The 24640-nt window shown below is 68.8% G+C and carries 19 protein-coding genes; 8 read left to right on the top strand and 11 right to left on the bottom strand.

The genetic code is table 11. The features are described 5' to 3' along the window. Positions 1 to 18 precede the first annotated feature (18 nt). From ACOQPD_RS04620 to ACOQPD_RS04600, 5 genes are all read right to left on the bottom strand, one after another. A complete protein-coding gene (locus tag ACOQPD_RS04620; RefSeq protein ID WP_420613735.1) occupies positions 19 to 1092 on the bottom strand; it encodes an LOG family protein in 1074 nt (357 codons plus the stop codon). Positions 1093 to 1945: 853 nt separating this feature from the next. Beyond that, entirely contained in the window at positions 1946 to 2842 is an 897-nt protein-coding gene (locus ACOQPD_RS04615) for an exopolyphosphatase (protein WP_420613734.1), read from the bottom strand. Positions 2843 to 2851: 9 nt separating this feature from the next. Beyond that, entirely contained in the window at positions 2852 to 3859 is a 1008-nt protein-coding gene (locus ACOQPD_RS04610) for an AAA family ATPase (RefSeq protein WP_420613733.1), read from the bottom strand. Then, positions 3852 to 5969: a hypothetical protein gene (locus tag ACOQPD_RS04605; RefSeq protein ID WP_420613732.1), complete on the bottom strand. Its 2118-nt coding sequence runs from the start codon at positions 5967 to 5969 to the stop codon at positions 3852 to 3854. Before ACOQPD_RS04605 ends, ACOQPD_RS04610 begins: the two co-directional genes overlap by 8 nt. Positions 5970 to 6027: 58 nt before the next feature. Further along, a complete protein-coding gene (locus ACOQPD_RS04600) occupies positions 6028 to 6846 on the bottom strand; it encodes a rhomboid family intramembrane serine protease (protein ID WP_420613731.1) in 819 nt (272 codons plus the stop codon). A 138-nt stretch (positions 6847 to 6984) separates the two neighbouring features. On the opposite strand from ACOQPD_RS04600, the gene ACOQPD_RS04595 reads away from it, so the two are divergent. The 7 genes from ACOQPD_RS04595 to ACOQPD_RS04565 all read left to right on the top strand — a co-directional run bounded on the left by ACOQPD_RS04595 (position 6985) and on the right by ACOQPD_RS04565 (position 16690). Continuing rightward, complete coding sequence (locus ACOQPD_RS04595; protein WP_420613730.1) at positions 6985 to 8235, top strand: M16 family metallopeptidase; 1251 nt, start codon at positions 6985 to 6987, stop codon at positions 8233 to 8235. Continuing rightward, positions 8232 to 9002: a 4-hydroxy-tetrahydrodipicolinate reductase gene (gene dapB / locus ACOQPD_RS04590; protein ID WP_420613729.1), complete on the top strand. Its 771-nt coding sequence runs from the start codon at positions 8232 to 8234 to the stop codon at positions 9000 to 9002. The genes ACOQPD_RS04595 and dapB overlap by 4 nt, the downstream gene beginning before the upstream one ends. Before the next feature lie 120 nt (positions 9003 to 9122). Then, positions 9123 to 10004: a 4-hydroxy-tetrahydrodipicolinate synthase gene (gene dapA, locus ACOQPD_RS04585; protein WP_420613728.1), complete on the top strand. Its 882-nt coding sequence runs from the start codon at positions 9123 to 9125 to the stop codon at positions 10002 to 10004. Then, positions 10001 to 11632: a ribonuclease J gene (locus tag ACOQPD_RS04580; RefSeq protein ID WP_420613727.1), complete on the top strand. Its 1632-nt coding sequence runs from the start codon at positions 10001 to 10003 to the stop codon at positions 11630 to 11632. The genes dapA and ACOQPD_RS04580 overlap by 4 nt, the downstream gene beginning before the upstream one ends. Positions 11633 to 11963: 331 nt before the next feature. Next, entirely contained in the window at positions 11964 to 14402 is a 2439-nt protein-coding gene (locus ACOQPD_RS04575; protein ID WP_420613726.1) for a DNA translocase FtsK 4TM domain-containing protein, read from the top strand. 72 nt (positions 14403 to 14474) lie between these two features. Beyond that, complete coding sequence (locus ACOQPD_RS04570) at positions 14475 to 15659, top strand: dihydrolipoamide acetyltransferase family protein (RefSeq protein ID WP_420613725.1); 1185 nt, start codon at positions 14475 to 14477, stop codon at positions 15657 to 15659. Between the two features lie 215 nt (positions 15660 to 15874). Then, complete coding sequence (locus ACOQPD_RS04565) at positions 15875 to 16690, top strand: hypothetical protein (RefSeq protein WP_420613724.1); 816 nt, start codon at positions 15875 to 15877, stop codon at positions 16688 to 16690. On the opposite strand, the gene ACOQPD_RS04560 is transcribed toward ACOQPD_RS04565, so the two are convergent. From ACOQPD_RS04560 to ACOQPD_RS04535, 6 genes are all read right to left on the bottom strand, one after another. Beyond that, positions 16691 to 17713, bottom strand: a complete 1023-nt coding sequence (locus ACOQPD_RS04560) for an alpha-ketoacid dehydrogenase subunit beta (protein WP_420613723.1) — start codon at positions 17711 to 17713, stop codon at positions 16691 to 16693. It lies immediately after the preceding gene. A gap of 22 nt (positions 17714 to 17735) precedes the next feature. After that, a complete protein-coding gene (locus ACOQPD_RS04555) occupies positions 17736 to 18731 on the bottom strand; it encodes a thiamine pyrophosphate-dependent dehydrogenase E1 component subunit alpha (RefSeq protein ID WP_420613722.1) in 996 nt (331 codons plus the stop codon). Continuing rightward, positions 18728 to 19480, bottom strand: a complete 753-nt coding sequence (locus tag ACOQPD_RS04550; protein ID WP_420613721.1) for an SDR family NAD(P)-dependent oxidoreductase — start codon at positions 19478 to 19480, stop codon at positions 18728 to 18730. Before ACOQPD_RS04550 ends, ACOQPD_RS04555 begins: the two co-directional genes overlap by 4 nt. Further along, positions 19477 to 19731, bottom strand: coding sequence for a lipoyl domain-containing protein (locus ACOQPD_RS04545; protein ID WP_420613720.1), 255 nt, complete (start codon positions 19729 to 19731; stop codon positions 19477 to 19479). Before ACOQPD_RS04545 ends, ACOQPD_RS04550 begins: the two co-directional genes overlap by 4 nt. 63 nt (positions 19732 to 19794) lie before the next feature. Then, a complete protein-coding gene (locus ACOQPD_RS04540) occupies positions 19795 to 20979 on the bottom strand; it encodes an MFS transporter (RefSeq protein ID WP_420613719.1) in 1185 nt (394 codons plus the stop codon). Between the two features lie 160 nt (positions 20980 to 21139). Next, a complete protein-coding gene (locus ACOQPD_RS04535) occupies positions 21140 to 22321 on the bottom strand; it encodes a mandelate racemase/muconate lactonizing enzyme family protein (RefSeq protein WP_420613718.1) in 1182 nt (393 codons plus the stop codon). Between the two features lie 45 nt (positions 22322 to 22366). Here ACOQPD_RS04535 and ACOQPD_RS04530 point away from each other — a divergent pair, with 45 nt between their 5' ends. Beyond that, positions 22367 to 24631 (top strand): arylsulfatase, encoded by a 2265-nt coding sequence (locus ACOQPD_RS04530; protein WP_420613717.1) that lies wholly within the window; start codon positions 22367 to 22369, stop codon positions 24629 to 24631. Positions 24632 to 24640 lie beyond the last annotated feature (9 nt).

The following is a 24640-nucleotide window of genomic DNA, read 5'->3' as shown; positions in this document are numbered from 1 at the left end:
GAGGCGGGCCGGGAGGGCTCAGGCTGTATGCGGCCTGGGTAACGGACCCTCGAAACCGGGGGTCTCGTACACGTAGCTGTTGAGCCGGTCGACGAGCAGGCGCAGGCGTCCCAGGCTCCGCCGGTCGAACCACATCGCCAGCCGGGCACAGTCGAGCGCGTCTCCGTCACGGATCTCGGCCTGCAGGGGGCCGATCGCCTCGATCCGGCCCCCTGCGAGGATGTCTGCGAACTCGTCGTTGATCTGCTCCACCTGCTGCTTGGTGGGGGCGTGTCGCAGCCGGAGCACGAGCCGCCCGTCCACGTAGCGCAGGGAGTGGTAGTTGGCGTAGAAACGGCAGATCTCGTCAGCGGCGGTCACCGCGTCGCCGGCTCGCACGAACAGGTTGGCGTCTGCAGGGCTGATCATCCCGCCCTGTTCGAGGCGGTCGTCGACGAAGGCCTGCCACGAGGACCAGTAGGACGTGCCTGCCTCCATCAGGACGACCGGCTGGATGGGCGCCTTTCCGGTCTGGATCAGCGTGAGAAGCTCGAATGCCTCATCCATGGTGCCGAAGCCGCCAGGGAAGATGGCGAAGGCGTGGGACTCCTTGACGAAGCCGAGCTTGCGGGTGAAGAAGTACTTGAAGTTGATCAGCCGGGACTCGGCGATATAGGGGTTGGGCGCGGCCTCGAACGGCAGCCGGATGTTGACGCCGAAGGAACCCTCCCGGCCGGCGCCCCGGTTCCCGGCCTCCATGATCCCCGGTCCGGCGCCCGTCACCACCATCCATCCCCGCTCCTGCCACATCAGGCGGGCGAAGTCGCAGGCCAGCCTGTAGTCGGGATGGTCGGGCGGGGTGCGCGCCGACCCGAAGATGGTCACCTTGGGCGTGCCGGCATGTGACCTGAACACCTTGGAGGAATACCGCATCTCCTTGAGGGCGCTGTTGAAGAGCTTGATCTCCCAGCGGTCCGCCCCGTCCCGGTGGAGCTTGAGGGCGGTGGTCATGAGTTCGGCGATCAGGTCCTGGTTCTCACCGTCCCCGGCCATAGCGACAAGATCGCGGATCGTCCTGTCGAGTTGCGGGTTTCCCATGCTGTATCGAGCCATCGCCCCTCCCGTGTCCGCTCCCAAGCTAGTAGTTGATCGTGGTCGGTCTGCGTTGCGGCGGCGTGCTCTGGGCCGCCCGCAACGCCTCTGGCTGCGTCCTGCCTCCTCAACGTACCCTGCGGGTACGCCTTCGTCAGCAGTCCTTGCCATAGACGCCGCTGGCGGCGCCAGACCCCACCGCCGCCCCGCAGACCGACCACGGTGGTCTGTGTGGGGGTGGCGTGGTGTGGATCGCCGTCGACGCCTCTGGCTGTGTCCTGCTTCCTCAACGTACCCTGCGGGTACGCCTTCGTCAGCAGTCCTTGCCATAGACGCCGCTGGCGGCGCCAGACCCCACCGCCGCCCCGCAGACCGACCACGGTGGTCTGTGTGGGGGTGGCGTGGTGTGGATCGCCGTCGACGCCTCTGGCTGTGTCCTGCTTCCTCAACGTACCCTGCGGGTACGCCTTCGTCAGCAGTCCTTGCCATAGACGCCGCTGGCGGCGCCAGACCCCACCGCCGCCCCGCAGACCGACCACGGTGGTCTGTGTGGGGGTGGCGTGGTGTGGATCGCCGTCGACGCCTCTGGCTGTGTCCTGCTTCCTCAACGTACCCTGCGGGTACGCCTTCGTCAGCAGTCCTTGCCATAGACGCCGCTGGCGGCGCCAGACCCCACCGCCGCGCCACAGACCGACCACGGGACCGGCGATAACAAACGAACGTGCATAGCGTGAACACGCCCCAGTAGTCCATCTGCGGTGTATCCCGGCGGGTTCTGCCGGCGGTCGCTGCGTCTCGCTCCCTCAACGCGCCGCGGAGGCATGCCTCCGTCAGCGGGCTGTGCCAGGAAGGCGGGCGGCCCGGCGCGGGTGGATCAGCCGGCGCCGTCCGCCAGTGCCAGGCACACGCCGTCGAGGATGTCGTAGCCGGTGACCGTGACCCTCTCGAGGCCAAGAACCCGCAGGGCGGTCTCGGCTACGACCGCGCCGCCGAGGATGATCGGAGCCCTCCTCGGATCGAGGGAGGGAATGGCCTCCTTCTCCTCCAGGCTGAGCGAACCCAGCCATGCGACCATCTGCTCCAGGTCCGCCATGTCGAGGGTGGCCCCCTCCACGTCGCCAGAGTCATGGGTGTCCAGGCGGAGGTGCATGGCCGCCAGGCTGGTCCAGGTGCCCGCTGTCGCCATCGCTTCGGATCGCCGCGGCGGATCGATCGCACCCATGGCGCGAGCGGCTTCACGGCGGGCCGAAGCGAGGTGTTCGGGAGCGGCGGGGTGGGTGGGCAGGCATCGTTCGGTGAGCCGGATCGACCCGATGTTCACCGAGACGCCGCCCTGATCGGTGACGATCTCGGTGCTCCCTCCCCCGATGTCCACCACCAATGTCCGGCCGGGGTTGCCGTCGCGGGCGGTGGCGCCCCGGAAGCACAGCTCGGCCTCCTCCTCGCCGCTGATGACGTCGGGACGGAAACCCAGCACCTGCCGGGCCGCAGCCAGGAACTCCTCCCGGTTGACCGCGTCACGCGTGGCGGCCGTGGCGACCGCCCTGGCCTCGCTGACGCCCGCCGACCCGATCCGCCGGCCGTACCCGGCCAGCACACGGGTGGTCCGCTCGATGGACTCCGGCGCCAACCGGCCTGATCGGGTCGAGTCCCTCCCCAACCCGGTCACCTGCTCGATCCGTTCCACGTCGGCCATGCCGTGGCGTGCGATGTCGGCGATCAGCAGCCGGGTGGAGTTGGTGCCGATATCGACCGCAGCAACCCGTGGCACCGCCGATCGCTACGAACCGAACGGCGGCTCGGCCGGCCCCTTGCGCACGCAGGCCGCCCACACCGTCTCGTAGTGGTCGATGTCGTAGGGATCGATGTGGTGGAGCACCATGGCTTCCCACGCCGTGCGCAGCGGGTCTTCCCACTCCCTGTACACCATCAGGCCCACCGGAAGGCGGTCGAGAACCGTCCGCAGGCTGATCGGGGTCTCCACCCGGGTGCCGGGGTCGGTCGAGAGGAACGACCGGTTGATCTCGGTGGCCAGCCTGCTGATGTGGCGCACGTACACGTCGCGCATCGACGGGTAGCGGCGGTCCAGCATGGCCTCGATCTCGGTGATGTCGGGAAAGTCCTTCTCCCAGATCACCCACCGGTCGGCGAAGGCCTTGTTGAGGGTCTGGGTGCCGGCGTAGTCGCGCAGGTCGGTGGGGTTCATCGTCCCGAACAGGCGGACATCCTCCCGGAGGGGCACCGTCTCGCCGGTCGGCAGGTCCAGCGCCGCGTAACGGTCGAGCAGGCCGTGCAGGGCGAAAAGGGTTTCGGCGCCGGCCGCATTCAGTTCGGACAGGTTCACGAGGGCGGTTCCTCGCAGCGCCCGGGTTATGTCACCGTCCTCCCAGCGGCTCTCCGTGCCGCCGAGGCCGTCTCCGTAGAGTTTCACCGAACCGATGAGGGTGATGTCGCGCACCTCGCCGGTCAGCGGTATCCGGTAGTACGGCAGGCGCAGCAGGGCGGCGAACTGCTCGATGTCGTGGTCCTTGCCGGTCCCCATGTGGCCCCGCACCGCCAGGTGGAGCGGCACTGTCCCCTCGGGCTGCTCCCGCCGGATCTTCTCCACCTGGGCGAAGCGGTAGAGCATGCCGACGTCGACGTAGTGGGGGTCCGGTTCGGGAATCTTGTTGATGCGCTGCTCGTAGTCCCGCACGCCGCTCGTGGGAACCGCGACCGTGTCCAGGGTGATGGGCCGGCCCTTTCCGGCCGGGTCGGTGAAGGTGACCTTGGTGGGGTGTTCAGGCACTGCGTAGCTCCGGTATGAGAGGGCTGCTCCCGGTTTGCTGGCGGCCGGCCCGGATCCACCAGGTGTCCTCCCCGTCCAGGGCCAGGCCCCGGCGGAGCGCCATCCTCACCCCGGCCACCATTGAGTTGGCCAGCTCGTCCGGACGCGAGATCACCTGGTGGTGACGGTAGGCGGAGACCACTGTATCGTCCCCCACGCCGATACCCAGAACCGTGGTGCCCCGACCGTCCACCTCCTCGACCGACCGGGCCAGGGCCTCCACCGACCCCCTGGTCATCCCGTCGGCCAGCACCACCATCACCCGGACCCGGGCGCCGTGGTTGGCCAGGCGCTCGGCCGCGTAGGTGACGTTCAACTCGTCCACGTTGGCGCCCTTCTCGAACAGCGACACGGGTGGGGTCGAGCGCGGGTTGCGCCGGGCCTCGATTCCCGCCTCACCCGTGTGGGCCGCCGTCCAGAACAATCCGGCGAGGAGGTCGTCGGACCGCCGCCAGGGTTCGTGGAAGGCCGACAGGACGTAGTGATTGACGGTGGAGGTGAGCCGGTCGGCCGCTGCTCCGTGGCTCCGGCGTAACTCACTGATGGCGGCGGCCCGCCGGCGGGAATAGGTCCATTCGGTGTCGTCCACCTGCGCGGCGAAGGCCCGGTTGAACAGGGCCACCTCGAAGTCCACCCGGAGTTCGTTGCACATGGCCGCCAGGGTCCAGGCGCCGAGCATGGCGGCCGCCAGACCCCAGGGGCGGCGGTCGCGGGGCGCCGACAGGCGCCGGGGCTGGAGCATGGAGGCCGATCCGTCCACCAGGACGCTGACGGCGTAGGACCGCCGGGTCGAGACGGACCGGCGCTCGAACATCCGCTGGTACAGGCCGCCTCCCAGCAGCAGCGCGGCGTGGGGTGATAGGTCGCCGGCGTCGAAGCCCGATCTCAGCCCGCGGCGCTGGTTGGCGATGAACAGGGGATGCAGCTCGCCCCCCACCCGCCTCTGATCGACGTTCCATTCCCGGGCCGCATCCACGAGGGCGGTCCTTCCGCGGTGGGAGAAACTACGGAAGGAGTCGGGGACGCTCGCCACTGCCAGCTTGCCGCTCTGGCCGTTGGGGAGGTAGATGACCGGGGCCTGGCTGACCATCAGCAACTGGTCGGTTCCCTCACCCGAGGTCCGGTCCATCCGGGCGGCTCTGAGCTCGAGGCCGGTGGGGTCCTCGGCCCCCCGGCGGATCTCGTTGTAGTGATCGGCGTCCTGGACGGCGGGGGAGAAGAGCCTGACCCGGTCGAGGCCGTCGGTCATAGCGTCCTTCTCTGCCTGCTCCCGTTCCCGTCGAGCCTGAGGCTGGTCGTCCGGCCGGGCTTCCTGTACCAGGCTGTGCGCCCTCGCAATGGCGAGGAGTTGCATTGCGAGGTCGCCGGTGTCCCACGGTCGGGCGGCGACCGATGCCTCGTCGAGTACGGCGCGGGAATCCGCCCACGCAGCCCCGGATCGGGAGTCAAGGAGCCGTTCCAGGCTGTTGGCGGGCACGTAATCTCCCACCGACATGAAGCAGGCGATGGTGAACCGGATGAGGGGGCTGCGACCCGCCAGCGCTCCCCGGAGGGAGGACCGGTACAGGTCTTCGAGGACGGAGCGGGCGCCCGGGTAGTCGGCCAGGCCCTGGCGCTCCTGGCGGGCGTCCTCGATCGCGAAGAAGAGGGCCTCGGCCGGGGGACCGCCGGTCCGGTCGAGTGCCTCCAGCAGGGTGAACTCCTCCCCGTCCTTCGGGCCGGGCTGGTCGTCCAGGAGCCAGTGGTCGGGTATCGGCCGGCGTTCGTCGAAGTCGGAGGAGACCAGATGGATCACCTCGTGGAGCGCCGAGGCGAGTGCGGTCTCCTCGGCGGTTACCGGGGCTCTGCGCCCGTAGGCGGCCTGGAAGAGTCCGGGGTCGATGACCACCTCGTCCTCGGACGCCCGGCTGGAGGCGCCGAGCGTTACCCGCAGTTCCTCCCGGCCGGTCAGGGTGCGGGCGACACGGGTGACGGCGCCCGCCACCCGCTGGTACCGGCCGACCACCGACTCGATGGCGCGTTCCTCCGGGGGAAGGATCTCGGCCAGCAGCGAGCGATCTCGAGGTGTCACAAAGCTCCATTGTCGCAGGTGTCGCACGCGTGCGGACCGGAAAAATGCCGGTCGTATTTCACGCCACGAATACGGCCAGCAATCCCGCCAGGAGGACTATGGAGGGCACGAGGGTCCGCGCCAGATCGGCGCCGGGGCCCGGCGGGATCCTCTGCCAGCCTCCCACGATGAGCATCCCGGCCAGGAGACCGCCCACGTGGGCTTCCCAGGCGATCCCGGGAACCAGGAGGGGCAGCGCGAGGTTGATCGCCAGCAGGAGGAGGAGCTGGCGGAATCGGGCGGCGCCGGCCGGGGTGTGGCGGAGCGGGTAGGTCCCTACCAGAACGGCGCCGAAGAGCCCGAAGATGGCGCCCGAGGCCCCCACGGCGCCGCCGTCCGACAGGTACTGGAAGACCGCCCCTCCCGCCACCGCGCATGCGAGGTAGAGCGCCACGAAGCGGACTGTCCCGGCCTGCCGCTCGATATACGGCCCGAACAGGTAGAGGGCGTACATGTTGAAGAGGATGTGGACGATGCTGCCGGTGGAGTGCAGGAAGGCGGCGGTGACGACCCGCCACCACTCGCCGGCGCTGACCGCCACGGTGATGTGGGCGTAGTCGATGGTGAACCGGGCGTTCACGCGCTGGGCGAGGTAGGCGGCCACGGACACCAGGATGATGGTGAGGACCGCCGGGGTGATGCCGGAGCGGATGCTGCGGGCGGGCACCACCCGCGTCGTGGCGCCGGCGCATTCCGGGCATCGCTGGCCCACGGGTGAGTCCCGGGAACATTCCCCACAGATGTGACGGTCGCACCGCGAGCACCGCAGGTAGGTGGTCCGCTCCGGGTGCCGGTGGCAGGTGGCCGGGCCGCCGACGCCGGAAGTTCCGTTGTCCATGCGGCCATTGTACGGGCAGTGCGGGAGCACCCGGCAGCGTTGCGAATCGGGGTGAGGGAATGGTGACCATCCCGGCAAGCGGACCGTTTGCCCGGCAACCGCCAACCGCCACCTGCTCAGCCTGTACCATCCCCGCCCATGCAGGTTGAGACCTCCCAAACGTCCACAGGGTTGACGGTCATCACCGAGCCGGTTCCCGGAGTGCGCTCGGTGGCGGTGGGTTGCTGGATAGACACCGGTAGCAGGGATGAGCGTCCCGGCGAGGCGGGTGCGGCCCACTTCCTCGAACACCTCCTCTTCAAGGGCACTGAAGAGCTGTCGGCCCGCTACATCTCCGAGACGTTCGACGCCATCGGCGCCCAGAGCAACGCCTTCACCTCCAAGGAGTACACCTGCTTCTGGGCCCGCATGCTGGACAGCGAGCTGGCGACCGGCATGGACCTGCTGGCGGAGATGCTGCAGCGCCCCGCGTTCCGACCCGACGAGATCGATTCCGAGCGGAACGTGGTGATCGAGGAGATCAACATGAATGAGGACGACCCGTCGGATGTCGCGGGGGAGACCTTTATGCGGACTCTCTTCCGGGGACATCCGCTGGGCTTGCCGGTGCTGGGGACCAGAGAGTCCATCGGCGCCATGACCCCGGAGGACCTTAGGGGCTACTGGCGGAGGCGCTACGGCGCGGGAACCGCACTGGTGGCCGTGGCAGGCAATGTGGAACACGAGAAGGTGGTGGAGATGGTGGAGCGCCGGTTCGACGCCTGGGAGGCGGAGGACGGCACCCATGACCTGGCAGCACTCCGGGTCGGCTCGAGGGCGAGCGTGGTGGAGCGGGACACCGAGCAGGTCCACCTGGTATTCGGTGGCGAGTCGATCCACCGCACCGACGAGGGCCGGATGGCCGACGGTGTGATGCATCACATACTGGGCGGAGGGATGTCATCTCGCCTGTTCCAGAAGATACGCGAGGAACGCGGCCTGGCCTACGCGGTTCACAGCTTCCCGATGCGCTTCACCGAGACGGGCGGGTGGGGCGTGTACGTGGGCACGACGCCGGCCAATGCCCACACGGTCATGGAGATACTCACCGAGGAACTCGAGCGGATGATCTCGGAGGGAGTGACGGAATCCGAGTTGGACAGGGCCAAGGGACACATGCGGGGCGCTCTGGCCCTCTCGATGGAGGACACAAACGCACGGATGATCCGCCTGGGGCGCAACCAGGTGTTCGGCCTGCCCCATCTCTCCCTCGACGAGCGCCTGGCCCGGGTCGAGGCCGTCACCAGGGCGGACATCGCGGGCATGGCCGCCCGCAACCTGACCGGTCCCCGGGTGGTCGGTGCGGTGGGCCCGCTCCCGGCGCGCGAGTTCGAGGGGTACCTGTCATGATCTCCGTTGGGATCTCGGGCGCACCCGGGAGGATGGGACTTCTCGCGCAGGCTGCCGTCGAACCGTCGGAAGACCTGGTCATAGGCGGCCTCTACGCACCGGGCCATGACGGAGAGCCGCTCGCCGCGGGTACCTGCTCGGGCGATCCCGAGGCCTTGCGCGGGTCCGATGTGATCCTCGAACTCACCCACCCGGAGGCGGCGCCGTCCAACGTGAGCCGCTGGATGTCCTTCGGCGCCCATGTAGTGATCGGAACCTCCGGGTACGACTCCTCCCGCATCGCCAGGCTCCGGGACGAGTGGGCGGGGAGCGACCGGCGGTGCCTGGTGGTCCCCAACTTCTCCGTGGGCGCGGTGCTGATGATGCGGTTCTCGGAGTTGGCCGCGCCGTTCTTCGCGGCGGCGGAGATCATCGAGATGCACCACGACCGCAAGCGCGACGCGCCCTCCGGAACCGCTCTCAACACCGCGGCCCGCATGGGACGGATCCGCCGCGAGGCGGGCATTCGCCCGACCGATCGGGGCCGGGAGTTGGAGGCCGGCGCTCTGGGCGCCGAGGTCGAGGGTGTCCCGGTCCATTCGGTCCGCTCGGCGGGCTTGCTGGCCCACCAGGAGGTGATCCTGGGTGGGGTGGGCGAGTACCTGACCATCCGCCATGACACCACGGACCTCGCTTCCTTCGCCGCCGGAATCGTGCTGGCACTGCGGTCGGTGGCCTCCCTGGAGGAGCCGGTCACGGTGGGCCTCGACGGCTTGCTGGGTCTCTGATCACGACCCGGACACGACCGTTCCGGATGTCCCGGCAGGCGGGGCAATGCCCCTATGATTGAGCCGGAGCGGTAAACGACTGGCCGGCTCCCAGGCAGGCCACCCGCGAGAGGAACGAACTTGGCCCTGACTGCCGGCTTGACCACCGCCATGATCACCCCTTTTTCCGGCGACGGGTCGGTCGACTACGGCCGGATGGCCCGGCTGGCGATCCACCTGGTCGAGAACGGGCACGACGGTCTGCTGGTCACCGGAACCACCGGTGAGTCGCCCACCTTGACCGATGCGGAGAAGCTGGCCCTCTACTCCACCGTGGTGGAGGCTGTGGGAAGCAAGGCGGTGGTGATCGCCGGAACCGGCACCTACGACACGCGGCACTCGGTCGAGATGTCCAAGAAGGCGGCCGAGCTCGGAGTCGACGGCCTGATGGCGGTCACGCCCTACTACTCGAGGCCCAGCCAGGCCGGCCTACTGGCCCACTTCCTCGCCATCGCCGACGCCACCGATCTTCCGCTCATGATCTACAACATTCCCAGCCGCACCGCCAGGTTGATCGAGGTGGAGACCCTCGCCGAGATGGCACAGCATCCCAACATCGCCGCCACCAAGGACGCGGTGGGCGACCTCGAGTTCACCAAGGCCAGCATGGAGCTGCTGCCGGATGATTTCATGGTGCTCTCGGGGGATGACTCGGCCACGCTGCCGATGATGGAGTTGGGTGGTCAGGGCGTGGTCTCGGTGGCGGGACATCTGGCCGGCCGCCAGATCAAGCGGATGATCGAGGCCCACCGGGCGGGGGACGCCGCCGAGGCGTGGCGCCTCCATCACGGGCTGATGCCCCTCTTCGACGCCTGTTTCGTGGAGCCCAACCCGATGCCCACCAAGGCAGGCCTCAACGCCCTCTGGGAGCCGGTCGGGGACCCGAGGCTTCCGCTGGTCCCGGCTTCGCCCGAGACCGGCGACATGGTGGTTGCCGCCGTAGGTCGAGCGCAGAGGTTGTGAGCGTCCGGGTTACGTTCCTGGGGGGTCTTGGCGAGATCGGCCGCAACTGCGCCGCGGTCGAGATCGACGGCCAGATCGCGCTGGTCGATTGCGGCCTGATGTTCCCCGAAGAGCACATGCGTGGGGTGGATCTCGTCCTCCCGGACTGGCGCTGGCTGGTCGAGCGGCAGGAGGACGTCCGGTGCGTGGTGCTCACCCACGGCCACGAAGACCACATGGGCGGCCTCGGCTACTTCCTGGCGGAGTTGCCGGTCCCGGTCTTCGGCACCGAGCTGTCGCTGGCCATCGCGGCCGGGCGGGTGGACGAGATGCGAATCGGGCGGGACTTCCGGCCCACGCCGGACGGTCGATGGGTCAGGGAGGGCCCGTTCAGGTTCCAGTTGATCCCGGTCTCCCATTCAGTCCCGCAGGGGAGCGGGGTGGTGTTCGACACGCCGGAGGGTCTCATCCTCCACACAGGTGACTTCAAGCTGGATCCGACGCCGATCGACGGGCGGCGCGCCGACCTTCCCGCCTTCGGACGGTTCGGGAACCGGGGCGTGCGCCTCCTGCTATCGGACTCCACCAACGCCGAGCGGGCCGGCTTCGTGCCTTCCGAGAAGTCCCTTGAGGCCCCCATCCTGTCCATCGTCCAGCAGGCGCCGGGGCGGATCATCAGCACCTGCTTCTCCAGCCACCTGCATCGGGTTCAACAGCTGTCCGACGCCGGCCTGGCCGCCGGTCGTTACCTGAGCTTCATCGGCAGGTCCATGGAGCGCAACGTGGCGATCGGAATGGACCTGGGCGTTCTCCACATTCCCGAGGACCGGGTGATCAGCATCACCGATGCCATGGACCTGCCCGCCGAGGAGGTGATGATCATCACTACCGGCTCGCAGGGGGAGCCCTTCGCCGCGCTGTCGCTGATGGCCGTGGGACGGCACCGCTTCGTGACCCTGAACGAGACCGACACGGTCCTCATCTCGGCCACGCCGGTGCCGGGCAACGAAACCGCCGTCTCCAGAGTCATCTCCGACATGATCCGGCGGGGCGCCGAGGTCTTCCACGGCGGGAACGCCAACGTGCATGTATCGGGCCATGCTTCGTCGGAGGAGCTGAAGACCTTCATCAACCTGGTCCGTCCCGATGCCTTCGTGCCCGTCCATGGCGAGTACCGCCATCTGCGCGCGCACGCCGACCTCGCCATCGACATGGGTGTCCCGGACGTGCTGGTCCTGGAGGACGGGGACGCGGTGGTCCTGGACGGCGAAACCACCCGGGTCGAGCGTGACGCGGTCGAAGCGGGCTATGTGTACGTGGACGGCTCGGGGGTGGGGGACATCCGGCCGGGTCTCCTGCGGGAGCGGGCCCGGCTCAGCGATGACGGGGTGCTGGTGGTGGCGCTACTCCTGGACGGGGAGGGGGAGGAGCTGATGAGGTTCCCGCAAGTGATGAGCTACGGGCTGATGGCCGAGCCCACCCGCGTGATGGACGATGTAGCCGAGGCGGTGATGGACGCGGCCGAGAGGGACCCTGCCCGGTTCTTCCGGGACGTGGACACCGCTGTGCGCCACGCCGCGCGCCGGGTGATCAGGAACGAGATCCGCCGCAAGCCCGTGGTCATGCCCGTGATCTCCTACCTCGACTAGATGATCGTGGTCGATCTGCGGGGCGGCGGCGTGCTCTGGACCGCCCGCAACGCCTCTGGCTGTGTCCTGCCTCCTCAACGTACCCTGCGGGTACGCCTTCGTCCGCAGTCCTTGCCATAGACGCCGCTGGCGGCGCCATATCCCACCGCCGCCACACAGACCGACCACGGGACCCGCGATTACCAACGACCCGTATAGCGTGAACATGCCCTAGTCGAGCGGGATCTCCTGTCCGCATCCGATAGCCGCTGCTGCGGCGGCAGGTTGGTGTAGTCTGGTCGGCTACATGGCCAAGGCGACATCCACCCGTGGGGACACGGGGCGGAGACGGGTGTCACAGGTACATGCGAATCGCAAGAGGGAGCGGCCCGGGTCGCGCTCCGGAGCGCGTGGCGGCGCCGCTGCCCGCCGGGGTTCCGCTTCCAAGCCGTCCGGGCGCGCGGCGCAGCAGGGCCGGCAGACCGCACGCTCCAAGCAGGCTCCGCGGGGCCGGCGCGGTGAGCGTCGTGAGTCGCTCCCCGCCCTGCTCTACGAGCGCCTCCGCTTCGGGATCGGCCGCCAATCCCACCACCTGATCGGGCTGGCGCTGGCTCTGGCCGGCGTCGTGGTGGCCCTCGCATTCTTCCAGGCCGCCGGCCCGCTGGGCCAGCACATGCTGGATGGCCTGCGGCTGCTGCTGGGCATGTGGGTCTACCTCTCGCCGCCGGTCCTGCTGGGGCTCGGAGGCGTTCTCCTGCTCGGTCGTTCCACCGAGGGCTACCGCAGGATCCTCTTCGGGACGCTGGTATGGCTGGTCGGGTTGGTGGGTCTGTTCCATCTCATGACCGGCAATCCGGCTCTGGCCGCCGGTACCGACGGGGTGAAGGCGTCCGGAGGCGTGGTCGGGTCGCTGGTCGCCTTCCCGCTGGAGCGGACGATCGGGTTCTGGGGAGCGTTCGTGGTGCTGGTGGCGGTGGCATCCGGCGGGGTGATGATCGCCATGCGGGCCTCGATAGGTGAGGTCCTGGTCGCGTCGGGCGAGCTGATCGTCTATACGGTGAGGCTGGTTCGAGCCCGGCTCGGCAACGCGCGGGTCCGTTTCGCCGGCATCGCAGGCGGGTGGGAGGAGCGCCGCAGGGCCGTCCCCACCGAGGCGTCGAGACCTCGCCGGCCGGACCGTCCGCCGCAGCCCGCTCCGGTGACCGCCTCCGGGTCGCACGGTGCCGTCACGGCCCCCAAGCGTCCCGATCCGGCCGCCGCCAGCGCCCCCAAGGCGAAGGGCGCCGCGCAGCGCAAAGCGCCGCGGACAGGTTCCCGGGCAGCGACTCCTCCGGATGCGGGCGGCTACCGGCTGCCGCCTCTCGACCTGCTGGATACGCCCAAAGCCGAGCGTCGGAGCGGGCGGATGGTCCAGGAGACCGCCCGCCAGCTCGAAGCCACGCTGGTCGATCATGATGTCAACGCCCGGCTCACCAACGTGGTGTCCGGACCTACCGTCACCCGCTACGAGATCGAACTGGCCGCCGGGGTGAAAGTCGCCCGGGTCACCAACCTGGCCGGTGACATCGCCTATGCGCTGGCGACCCCTGACGTGCGGCTCCTGGCGCCCATTCCCGGCCGGTCGGCGATCGGGGTGGAGGTTCCGAACCGGCACCGCCGGCTGGTCACGCTCGGCCATGTGCTCAGTTCGGAGGAATCGACCGCCAACCACCATCCGCTGGCGGTCGGTCTGGGGGAGGACATCTCGGGGCGTCCCGTCCTGGTCAACCTGGCCGAGCTGCCCCATCTGCTCATCGCGGGCGCGACCGGCGCCGGCAAGTCCTCCTGCATCAACTCGATCGTTACGTCCATCCTCATGAGGACCAAGCCGGAGGACGTCAGGTTGATCATGGTCGATCCCAAGCGGGTGGAACTCGGCCAGTACAACGGGGTTCCGCACCTGCTCACCCGGGTGATCACCAAGCCGAAGAAGGCTCTGGAGGCTCTGCAGTGGGCGGTCGGGGAGATGGACCGGCGCTACGAGCTGCTCGCGGAGAGCGGGGTGCGGGACATCACGGGTTACCGGGAGAAATACGACGCCGGAGGCCTGGAGACGGCCAAGTTCGATCGCTTCCCCTACGTGGTGGTGGTCGTCGACGAGCTCAACGATCTGATGATGGTGGCGGGGCGCGATGTCGAGACGGCCATCGTCCGCATCGCTCAGATGGCCCGGGCGGTCGGGATCCACCTGGTGATCGCCACCCAGCGACCATCGGTCAACGTGATCACCGGCGTGATCAAGGCCAACATTCCGAGCCGGTTCGCGTTCTCCGTGGCGTCGCAGGCCGACTCCCGGGTGATCATCGACGTGGTGGGCGCCGAGAAGCTGGTCGGAGTGGGGGACATGCTGGTCATCACCGCCCGCGAGCCACGCCCCCAACGGGTGCAGGGAGCCTGGGTGAGCGAGGGTGAGGTTGCGGCGGTGGTTCAATGGGTGCGGGATCAGAAGAAGGTGGAGTACCGGAAGATCGAGGAGGAGGTCCGCCAAGCCAGGCGCCAGGAGGCCACCGGTGAGGACGACGGCGAGGATGCCGACCTGATCCGGCAGGCCACCGAACTGGTGGTCCGCTCGCAGCTGGGATCCACCTCCATGTTGCAGAGAAAGCTCCGGATCGGGTTCGCTCGGGCGGGGCGGATCATGGACATCCTCGAGACCAGGGGGATCGTCGGACCTTCCGAGGGCTCCAAGGCCCGCGAAGTGCTGGTCACCATGGAAGAGCTGGAAGGGGAACCGGCGAAGGTTCCGGTCTGATCCGTTCGCCGGCGAGCGACGGCTCCACTCGACAGGCGGGCGGGCTCCCCGGTTCGCGTACCATTAGACCCGATGCCCTACGTGTTCGATCTGCCCGACATCGGTGATGGACTCACCGAGGCCGACATCGTCCGGTGGCACGTTCCTGTGGGCGGGCCGGTGGAGGCCGATCAGGTCCTGGTCGATGTCGAGACGGCCAAAGCGGTGGTGGAGATCCCCGCTCCCGCCGGAGGAACGGTCCTGCACCACGGCGCTCGGGAGGGTGAGACCCTGGCTGTGGGGGCGGTGCTGGCGGTCATCGGCCGGGCCGGGGAGGTCTGGCCGGATGGCGACCAACCCGGTGAAGTAGCGACCGCTTCGCAACGCTCCAGCAGCCCGGTAGGCGACGATCGGGCCGGCGGGCAGCCCTCAGGGGATGCTCCTGTCAAGGCCCTGCCCGTCGTGCGGCGGCTCGCCAGGGAACATGGCATCGACCTGTCCTCCGTCCGGGGGACCGGGCCCGGCGGGAGGATCACGAGGGATGACGTGATGGCGGCTGTCGACGGCGGGCCGCCGGACGGTGACGTCGCTCCGATCGCGGGCGAGCGGGTACGCCTCTCGATGCTCCGCCGCACCATCGCCGGCCACATGACGGCCTCATGGCGAGAGATACCCCATGTGACCGTATTCCACGACGCCGACGCCACCCGCCTCCTGGCGGGTCGGCGGGCGCTGGCTGCCCGCCACGGGCGGAGTATCCCGATGGAGGCCCTGGTGATCAGGGCCCTCGTTCCGGTCCTGGAGGAGTTCCGGGTCTTCAACGCAACGCTGGACGGTGACGAGCTGGTGTTCCATCCCTCCCTGGATGTAGGGATCGCTGTGGACACCGATGAAGGCCTGTTGGTGCCGGTGATCCGCCAATCGGAGAAGCTGGGCCTCATGGAGCTGGCGGCGACCATTGCCGACCTCGGAGTCAGGGGCAAGGCGCGGTCGCTCGGCCCTGACGACCTGACCGGCGCCACCTTCACCGTCTCCAACATCGGTGCCCTGGGAGGGGCGAGGGGCACCCCCATCGTCCCGCTGGGTACCACCGCCATTCTCGCCATAGGGAGGGCCACCGACACCCCGGTCGTCCGGGACGGCGCGGTGACCGTGGCGCCCATGATGCCGCTGTCGCTCGGTTTCGACCACCGGGCGATCGACGGGGGTCTCGGGCAGCGCTTCCTCAACAGGCTGGTCGAGAACCTCGAGGAACCCGCCCTCTTCATGGCGGGTTAACCCGGTTCTCTCACCGAAAGGCAGGCGGCTTCCATCCGTCGGCCAGGACCGTTTCCAGGCGCTTCTGATACGGGCCGTTCGCTCGAAACGTCCATCGGGCAGCGTGATCGCCGGCGCCTGCGGAGGATGGCCATGCCCCGGTAGCATTGCCGAGTGACCGGGGATCGAAGGCCTAAGGCACCGGCGCACACCTACCCGGGGAGCTTCCAGCGGTGGTGAGCGCAGCCTCGCGTGACCCGGCGCTGGTGGACCGCCGCCACCGGTCGCTGCCGGCCGTTCGCGAATCCGAGTTGCCGAGCCGGGTCATGACCATCCCGGGGTGCGAGGGCCGGATCGAGGCCCGGACCCTCTCTAAGGACATGTCGGGGCCGGCAACCCGCCTCGTCATGCTGAATTCGGGATGGGGGTCGGGCGTGGCGGGGGCGTTCACCGCCGATGTCGAGCTGTTCGTTATCCGCGGCGACCTGATGGTGGCGGGAACGCGAGTGGGCCAGTACGACTACGCGGCCGTCCGATCGGGCGAGGTGGTCTCGGGGGTCCGGGCACTCTCACCCACGCTGGCTCTATTGATGACCTCGGCGCCGGTCCGGTACGACAGCTCCGCCGGAGGGATGCTCTCCAAGCCGCTAATCGGATCGGCGGACGGGTCTCCGTGGGCGCCCGTCAGCGAACTCCCGGGCCGGTTCATCCGCCCACTCGCCGACGGTCCCCACGGTCACGTGTGGCTGGCGGGGGGTCGCGCCTGGACCAACGAGGACGGTCCGTGGCACTCCCACCCCGGCGCGGAGGAGGTCTTCGTGCTGGACGGGGAGTTCACCGTTGCCGAGCGGTTGTCCGGCCAGGACCCGGATACCTCCGGCGTGGGGGCCATCGATCAGGTCCACCGCTGGGAAGCGGGGACGTACACGTACCGGCTGCCGGGGCAACTCCACGCCGGTCCGGGTTCGGGCTCATCAGAGCTGGCTCTGGCCTTCCACCGCATGCAGGGCCCGCGGGATTGCCTGTGGACGGACGGCGCACCGGCTACCTGATCAGGCCAGGCTCATGACCTCCCGGGCGGCGGCCACGATCTCGTCCGCTCCCGGAACGACCGCTCCTTCCAGCGGCGGGCTGAACGGGATGGGTGCTTGGGCGGCGCCCACCCGCACCGGAGCGGCTCGCAACCGGTCGAAGGCCTGGCCGGTGATGGCGGCCACCAGCTCGGCGCCGAACCCACCGAACTCCCAGGCCTCGTGGGCCACCACCACCCGACCGGTCCTGGCCACGGAGGACAGCACGGTGTCGAGGTCGAGCGGGACCAGCGACCGGAGGTCGATCAGTTCGGCCTCGATTCCCATGTCGGCCAGCTCTAAGCAGGCCTTCTCGGCATGTAGGGCCATCACCGAGTAGGTGACGATGGTCAGATCCGAGCCCCTGCGGCGAACCGCGGCCGAGCCGAGTGGAACCACATGGTCCCCGACCGGTACCGGTCCTCGCTTGGCGGTGATCCGCTTGTTCTCCAGGTAGACCACCGGGTCGTCGTCCGCGATGGCCGCCCGTAGCAGGCCCTTGGCGTCGGCCGGGTTGGAAGGGGCCACCACCTTCAGGCCGGGCAGGTGGGTGAACAGACCTTCGAGGCTGGACGAATGCTGGCCGGCCGATGAGCGGAGAACCCCGTCGGAGGCGCGGAGCACCAGCGGGACCGACACCTGCCCGCCGAACATGTAGCGGAACTTGGCGGCCTGGTTGACGATCTCGTCCATGGCCCCGAGGGTGAACTCGACGAAGCTCATCGATGCCACCGGACGCAGCCCGGTCACCGCCGCCCCGACGCCGACCGCCATGATGATCGCCTCGGAGATGGGCATGTCGATCACCCGGTCGGGTCCGAACTCCTCCACCAAGCCCCGGAACTGGCCGAAGTTGCCGCCCCAGCTGATGTCCTCCCCCAGCACCACCACCCGGTCGTCCTCACGCATGGCGAACCTCGTGGCGTCCACGGTCGCCTGGCCGAAGCTCATCCTGCGCATCGTCCCGTCCCTCCGAGCCATCACCAGCGGGAATGGACCGGGCACGGGCCGGGTGGCATCCCGGTGGTCATGCACGTCCAGTCACAGGTACAGCGGCGAATACGTTCTCGAGGGCGGTGTCGGCGTCCGGATATGGGCTCTCCTCGGCGAAGCGCACCGCGGAGGCCACTTCCTGCTCCGCCTCCTCCCAGATCCTCTCCCGGAGTCCGTCCGGCATGAGCCCTCCGTCAGTAAGCACCTGCTCCCACCTGTGGATCGGATCAGATCGGCGCCGATCCTCCACCTCGGCGGCCTCCCGGTAGACCTCGGCATCGCCCACGTAATGGCCGCCGAAGCGGTAGGTCTCCATGTTCAGCAGGGTCGGCCCCCCTCCTTCGCGGGCCCGAACCACCGCTTCGAGCGCCTGGCGGTAGGTCGCCGAGGCGTCGTTGCCGTCCACCGTGACGCCGGGAATACCGTAGGCGGAGGCCCGGACCGAGAGGTCCTCCACCGCGGTGGTGCGGAGCCGGGAGGTGAACTGGGCGTACTGGTTGTTCTCGCACACGAACACGACCCCCAGGCGGTGGGTGGCGGCGAAGTTGAGCGCCTCATGGAAGGTGCCCTTGTTGATCCCCCCGTCCCCGAAGAAGCCCACCGCAACCTGTCGGGTTCCCCGGTAGCGAGCGGAGAGAGCGGCTCCCGCGGCGATGCCCAGCCCGCCCGCCACTATCCCGTTGGCCCCCAGCATCCCGACCGAGAAGTCGGCCACGTGCATCGAACCGCCCCGGCCCCGGCATGCGCCGGTCTCCTTGCCGTACAGTTCCGCCATGATCGGCCCGAGCTCCATTCCCTTGGCGATGGCGTGGCCGTGACCGCGGTGGGTGGAGGTGATGTAGTCGTCATGTCCCAGGGCGGCGCACACGCCGGCCGCAATGGCTTCCTGGCCGATGTACGTATGGACGAATCCGGGAAGCTTGCCGACCTTGAAGAGTTCCTCGACCCGGGACTCGAACACCCGGATCCGCACCATGGTCCGGTGGATGCGGAGCGCCAGGTCGGTGTTCATGGTCTCGGTCGGGCTCATTGGGCGGTGTACCCGCCGTCGACGGCGATGATCTGGCCGGTGATCATCGCGGCGGCGTCACCGGCCAGGAACACCACCGGGCCGGCGATATCGGCCGGGGTTCCCAGCCTCCCCATCGGGGTGCGGGTGAGGAAGAACTCCTTCAGGTGCGGCTCCACCTCCCACTGCCTCCGCACCAGTGCGGTGCCGATGTGACCGGGGGCTATGGCATTGACCCGGACTCCGGATGACGCCCACTCCACGGCCAGGGCCCTTGTCATCTGGACCACCCCGCCCTTGCTGGTCTGGTACCCGACGCTGCCGGGGAAGGCCACCAGCCCGCCGATCGAGGCGATGTTGATGATCGAGCCGCTTCCCTGTTCGATCATTCGCCGCCCCACCGCCTGGCACATGTAGAGGCTGCCCTTGACGTTGACATCGATGACCCGCGCCAGCAGACCGGTGGGATAGTCGGTTGCGGCGCCGCGCCCGCCGATGCCGGCGCTGTTGACCAGCACGTCGATGGGGCCGAGGCAGGTGCTGATGTCCTCCGCCGCCGCCTCGACGGCCTGCTTGTCGGAGACGTCCAGGGTCACGGCGGTTCCCCCGACGGAACTCACCACCTGACGGTTGGCTTCCTTCGCGATGTCCGCACCCACAACTTCGGCGCCGGCCGCCGCGAGGGCCAGGGCGATGCCCTTGCCCAGGCCTCCGGCGGAACCGGTAACCAGCGCCCTACGGCCCTCGAGGCCGAATCCGGGAGGGATCACGGGTCGATGTAGGCGAGAGTCGCTCCCACCGGCACCTCGTCGTCGGAAGCGGGCGCCACGATCTCGATAGTGCCGCTCGCCGGTGACTCCAACGCGACCTCGGCCTTCTCGGTCTCCACGATGACCACCTCCTGGCCCTCAGCCACGGCCGAGCCGGGGTCGACCAGCCATTCGATTACCACTACCTCCTCGACCACGCCCATCTGCGGGACGGTCAGGGGCAGGCGATGGGAAGGGGCGGATGTGCTCATCAGGACGGATGCCTCCGGGATCTTGGTTGCGGCCGGTCCGATTCTTGCACGTCCAGGCTTCACTTACGTGCTTCGGTCTAGTGCCGCAGCATCTTCCGAGCGGGCGCGGAGCCTCCAGATCAGCATCATGGCCATTGCGGCCGCGAAGTTGAGAACCACGCCTGCCCAGGGGAGGTCATAGGACCCGAACGTGTCGACGCCCCATCCGAACACCACCGGTCCGATGGTCAGACCCACGGCAAACCCGAGCACGATCGACCCGGTGCTCTGTCCGGTCTGTTTGGGCTCGGACACCATGATGGCGGCCATCATGCCGACCGACATCCACGCGCCCGTGCTCATTCCGACCATCACCGCCCCGATCCAGATCAGGAAAGGGGTGGTGTGGGCGGCCAGCCAGGTGGCGGTGAAAGCGCCCGCCGAAATGGCGCCGATCGCCAGCAGCGGGACGGAGGGATGCCCGGATCGTTCTGCGATCCATCCCCACACCACCCGGCACAAAGCGCCGGACCCGCCCGATACGGCGATCACGGTGCCGGCCAGGGCGACACCCATGTCGAGGTTCTCCTGGGCGAAGAGGGGGACGAAGGCCGAATACGCACCCACCCCGATCCCCATGGTGATGCCGTAGGCGGAAAGCCACCGGACGGCCACGGGTAGACGGATCCGGCGTTCACCGGCCTCCCCTGCCGGAGCCGGAGAGCGGGGTGCGGAGGGCACGACGGTGAGGGTGGAGGCGATTCCCACCAGCGCCACCAGGGAGGCAAGCACCAGCGCCGTCCGCCATCCCAGCCGTTCCGCCGTCACAGGCAGGGTCAACCCGGCGACCAGGATCCCGATCTGCACCCCCGACTGCTTGATACCCGTTATCCACCCGCGGGATCCGGCCGGAACGTTGTCGACGATGATGTTGTTGGTGGCCGAGTTGGCCCCGGCGGCCGGCAGCCCGGCTATCCCGCTGAACACCAGCAAGGACCAGAAATCCCAGGAGAAGGACATGGTCACCAGGCCCAGGAAGACGAACAACAGCATCAGGACCTGGGTGTAACGGCCGCTGAGCCGGTCGGCCAGCACCCCGAACGGGATGCTGGTGATCATGATCGCGAAAGCGTGGAAGGTGGCGATCGCTCCGATTTCGGTCCTGGTCAGACCCAGGTCATCGATGAAGAAACGGGACAGTATCCCGATGACCGGCCCGGGAGTCATCGAGAGTGCCATCGCCCCGGCGAGGACGGCGGAGAGTCCCACGAGGCCAACCCTGTGAGGTGCTACGGGATCCGGGTCGAGAGGATGGTCGATGCTGTTGTTCTCCCTCGTTGGCAGGCGGGAGGGTACTCCCGGTCCGGACCCGATAGCTCGCAATGCCCGGACTCAACGTGGCCGGACGGGAGAGTTCGCTGTCCGGCGCCTACCGGTTCCTGTGGATTCTCAGTCCGGAAAGCGCGCCGTCCGGCGCCACCCCCAGTCCTGGGGAGTCGCTCAGGACCAGGTTCCCGTCCAAGAGCTGTGGGAACGGTTGGGCCAGGCCTTCGCGGAGCGGGTTGGGGTTGGAGTCGACTTCGAGCAGGCCGTCGCCACCCGCCGCAGCCAGCAGGTGAGCGGACGCCAGCACCCCGATCCCGGCCCCGAGATGGTGGGGGCAGTAGCGTCGTCCGGCGGCCAGGATCCGCCGGACGACCGGCAGGCATCCCGAGATACCGCCCCACTTGGTCACGTCCGGCTGGATGACGGCCAGCGCTCCGGTCTCGATCGCCTTGCCGAAGGCCGCTTCGCCGTAGAGGTTCTCGCCGCCCGCCAGGGGGATGGGAGAGTGGTCGGCCAGGTTCCTCCAGTCGTCGGCCGGCCGGTCGGCGGGAATCGGTTCCTCCAGCCAGGCCGGGGTGTAGGGGGCGAGCGAGCGGATCATCGACCTGGCCACGCCGGGGGACCATGCCTGGTTGGCATCCACCGCGATGGTGGCTTCCCGGCCCAGCTCGCTCCGTATCAGATCGAGGTTCGCGACGTCATGCCGTCCCCCGAAGCCGACCTTCAGCTTGAAGGCGCGGTGGCCCTGCGTCCGGGCGGAAGCGGCCTGGCCCGCCGGATCCTCCGGTCCGATCCCGCTGGCATAGGCCGGTACCCGCCCGCCGCCAGAACCGCCGAGGAAACGCCAGAGCGGCAGGCGGGCTCGGCGGGCCGCCATATCCCACAGGGCTATATCGATGCCGGCGATGCATTGGGCGAAGGGTCCCGGCTCTCCCGCCTGGATACCGAGCAGCCTGAACCGTTCCGACAGGTAATCGAAGACGGCGCCGGGGCCGGGCCACGTCCTGCCGACGACGGCCGGAGCGAGCACCCGGGCGATCAGGTCGGCCCGGTACCCGGCGGCGGGCTCCGGGAAGTTGCACCAGACCTCCCCGTACCCGATGACGCCGTCGGTGGATCGGGCGGCGACCACCACCGCCGGCCGGTCCGTCATCGTCCCGAACGAGGTCCGTACCGGACGGGCGACCGGGGCGCGGTAGACCTCGACCGTCAACGACTCGACGGTGAACGGGTCGGTGGCAGGAACGCCGACGGATGCTCCGCTTGCCGTGTCGAGAGGGGTCATGGGTACGAGTATGGTTACCGCCGTCGGCAAAGGCTAGGAAGGTCGATGGGTCCCAGCACTGAATCGAGCCGAACATCGGGAGCCGGCGGGAGGGAAACTCCGAGTTACCCGGAGCCGGACTTCGAGGGTGTGATCGGAGCCGACTTCCGCGAATCGGTTCCGTGGTGGCCGCCGATGGCGAACGATGCCCGCGGCAAGCCGGACGTGGTGCTGGTGGTGCTGGACGATGTGGGATTCGCCGGTCTCGGATGCTACGGGGCCGAGGTGGATACGCCGGTGATGGACGCGCTGGCGGAGCGTGGACTGCGCTTCAACGACTTCAACGTCACCCCGCTGTGCTCGCCGACCCGCGCCTGCGTGCTCACCGGGCGCAACCATCACAGCGTCGGGATGGCCTACCTGTCGAATGTCGACTCGGGGTTCCCCGGACACCGCGGCCGGGTGACGCGCTCGGCCGGCAACCTGGGAGAGGTACTGCAGGGCGCCGGCTATGCCACGATGGCGATCGGCAAGTGGCATCTGGCTCCCCTCGAGGAGACCACTGCCGCCGGTCCGTACGACGAGTGGCCGCTGGGACGCGGGTTCGGTCGCTACTACGGCTTCCTCGACGCCCTCACGGATCACTTCTACCCTGACGTGGTGGAGGACAACCACCGGGTGGATCCGCCGGGCAGTCCCGAGGACGGCTACCACCTGACCGAGGACCTGATCGACCACGCCATCTCGTACGTGAGCGACCAGGTCTCGGTCAAGCCCGAGCAGCCCTTCTTCCTCTACGCGGCCTTCGGCACGGCTCACTGCCCCCACCAGGCTCCCCAGGAGTACCTGGACAAGTACCGGGGGCGTTACGACGAGGGCTGGGACGTGATCCGCGAGCGCCGGTTCGCCCGGCAGAAGGAACTCGGGATCGTTCCCGAGGACGCCGTCCTCGCGCCTCTCAACCCGGGCGTGGAGGCCTGGGCCGAGCTGACCTCTGATCAGCAGAAGCTCTTCGCCCGCTTCCAGGAGGCCTACGCGGCGATGCTGGACCATACGGACGCCCAGCTGGGCAGGCTGGTGGACTTCCTGGAATCGATCGGGCGGCTCGACAACACGATCATCGTGGTCCTGTCCGACAACGGGGCCAGCCAGGAGGGCGGGCCGGACGGAGGGGCCGACATCGTGACCTACGAGGAGGACCGCTTCTGCACCGTGGACTTCAACATGGAGCGGTTCGACACCATCGGCGGCCCGCACTCCCAGACCAACATCCCGTGGGGATGGGCGCAGGCCGCCAACACGCCCCTGCGCTGGTACAAGCAGAACACCTACGCGGGCGGGGTGCGGACCCCGATGATCGTCTCCTGGCCGGACGGGCTGGCGAACACCGGCGGGGTGAGAACGCGGTTCGTCCACGCCATCGACATCGCCCCCACCATCCTGGATCTCGTGGATGTGGTGCCCGAGGCCTCCTACGGCGGGGTGGACCAGATGCCCTACCACGGCGCCAGCATCCGCGACGTGCTGGACGACCCCGGCGCTCCCGCTCCCCGCGACCGGCAGTACTTCGAGATGATCGGCCACCGGGCCATGTGGCAGGACGGCTGGAAGGCCCTCACCCGGCACCGGCGGAACGAACCCTTCGAGGACGATCCTTGGGAGCTGTACCACATCGACTCCGACTTCTCCGAGTGCGACGATGTGGCCGCCGAACACCCCGACAAGCTGGCCGATCTGGTGGGGCGGTGGTCGGAGGAGGCCTCCCGGTACTCGGTGTTCCCGCTCGACGACCGCTACCTGGCCGTGAGGGCTTCCACCTTCCAGACTCCCGGCACGCCGAGGGCGAGGGACACCTTCTCATACCTCGGCGGTTCGAGCCGGGTGCCGGGCGCCGCCACCCCGCTGGTGTTCAACCGGGACTTCAGGATCACGGCCCGGATCGCCCCGCTGGGCGCGGCCGACGAGGGGGTGCTGGTGGCGGTGGGCGATGTGAGCGGAGGCTACGTCCTGTACCTGGACGGCGGGCGCCTCGTATTCGAGTACTGCTACCTCGGTGAACGCCAGACGCTTGCCTCGTCCGATCCGGTGATGCCAGGGGCGACCGAGCTGTCGTTCCGGTTCGAGAGGACCGGGGACTACCGGGGATTCGGCCGGCTGGAAGCCGACGGCCGGATTCTCGGTGAGATGGAGATGGCCTCAATGGCCCGGGGCATGATCTCCTGGGGGTCTCTCAGCGTCGGCGCCGACACGCTGTCCCCGGTGAGCAGTTCGTACGAGGGCGAGTTTCCCTACACCGGCAGCCTGGAGAGAGTCGACTTCGACCTCGGCTGAGCCTCGCCA

This window comes from Candidatus Spongiisocius sp. (assembly GCF_965221825.1).
Taxonomy (GTDB): domain Bacteria; phylum Actinomycetota; class Acidimicrobiia; order Spongiisociales; family Spongiisociaceae; genus Spongiisocius.
This window is presented reverse-complemented; position numbering and strand designations above follow the sequence as displayed.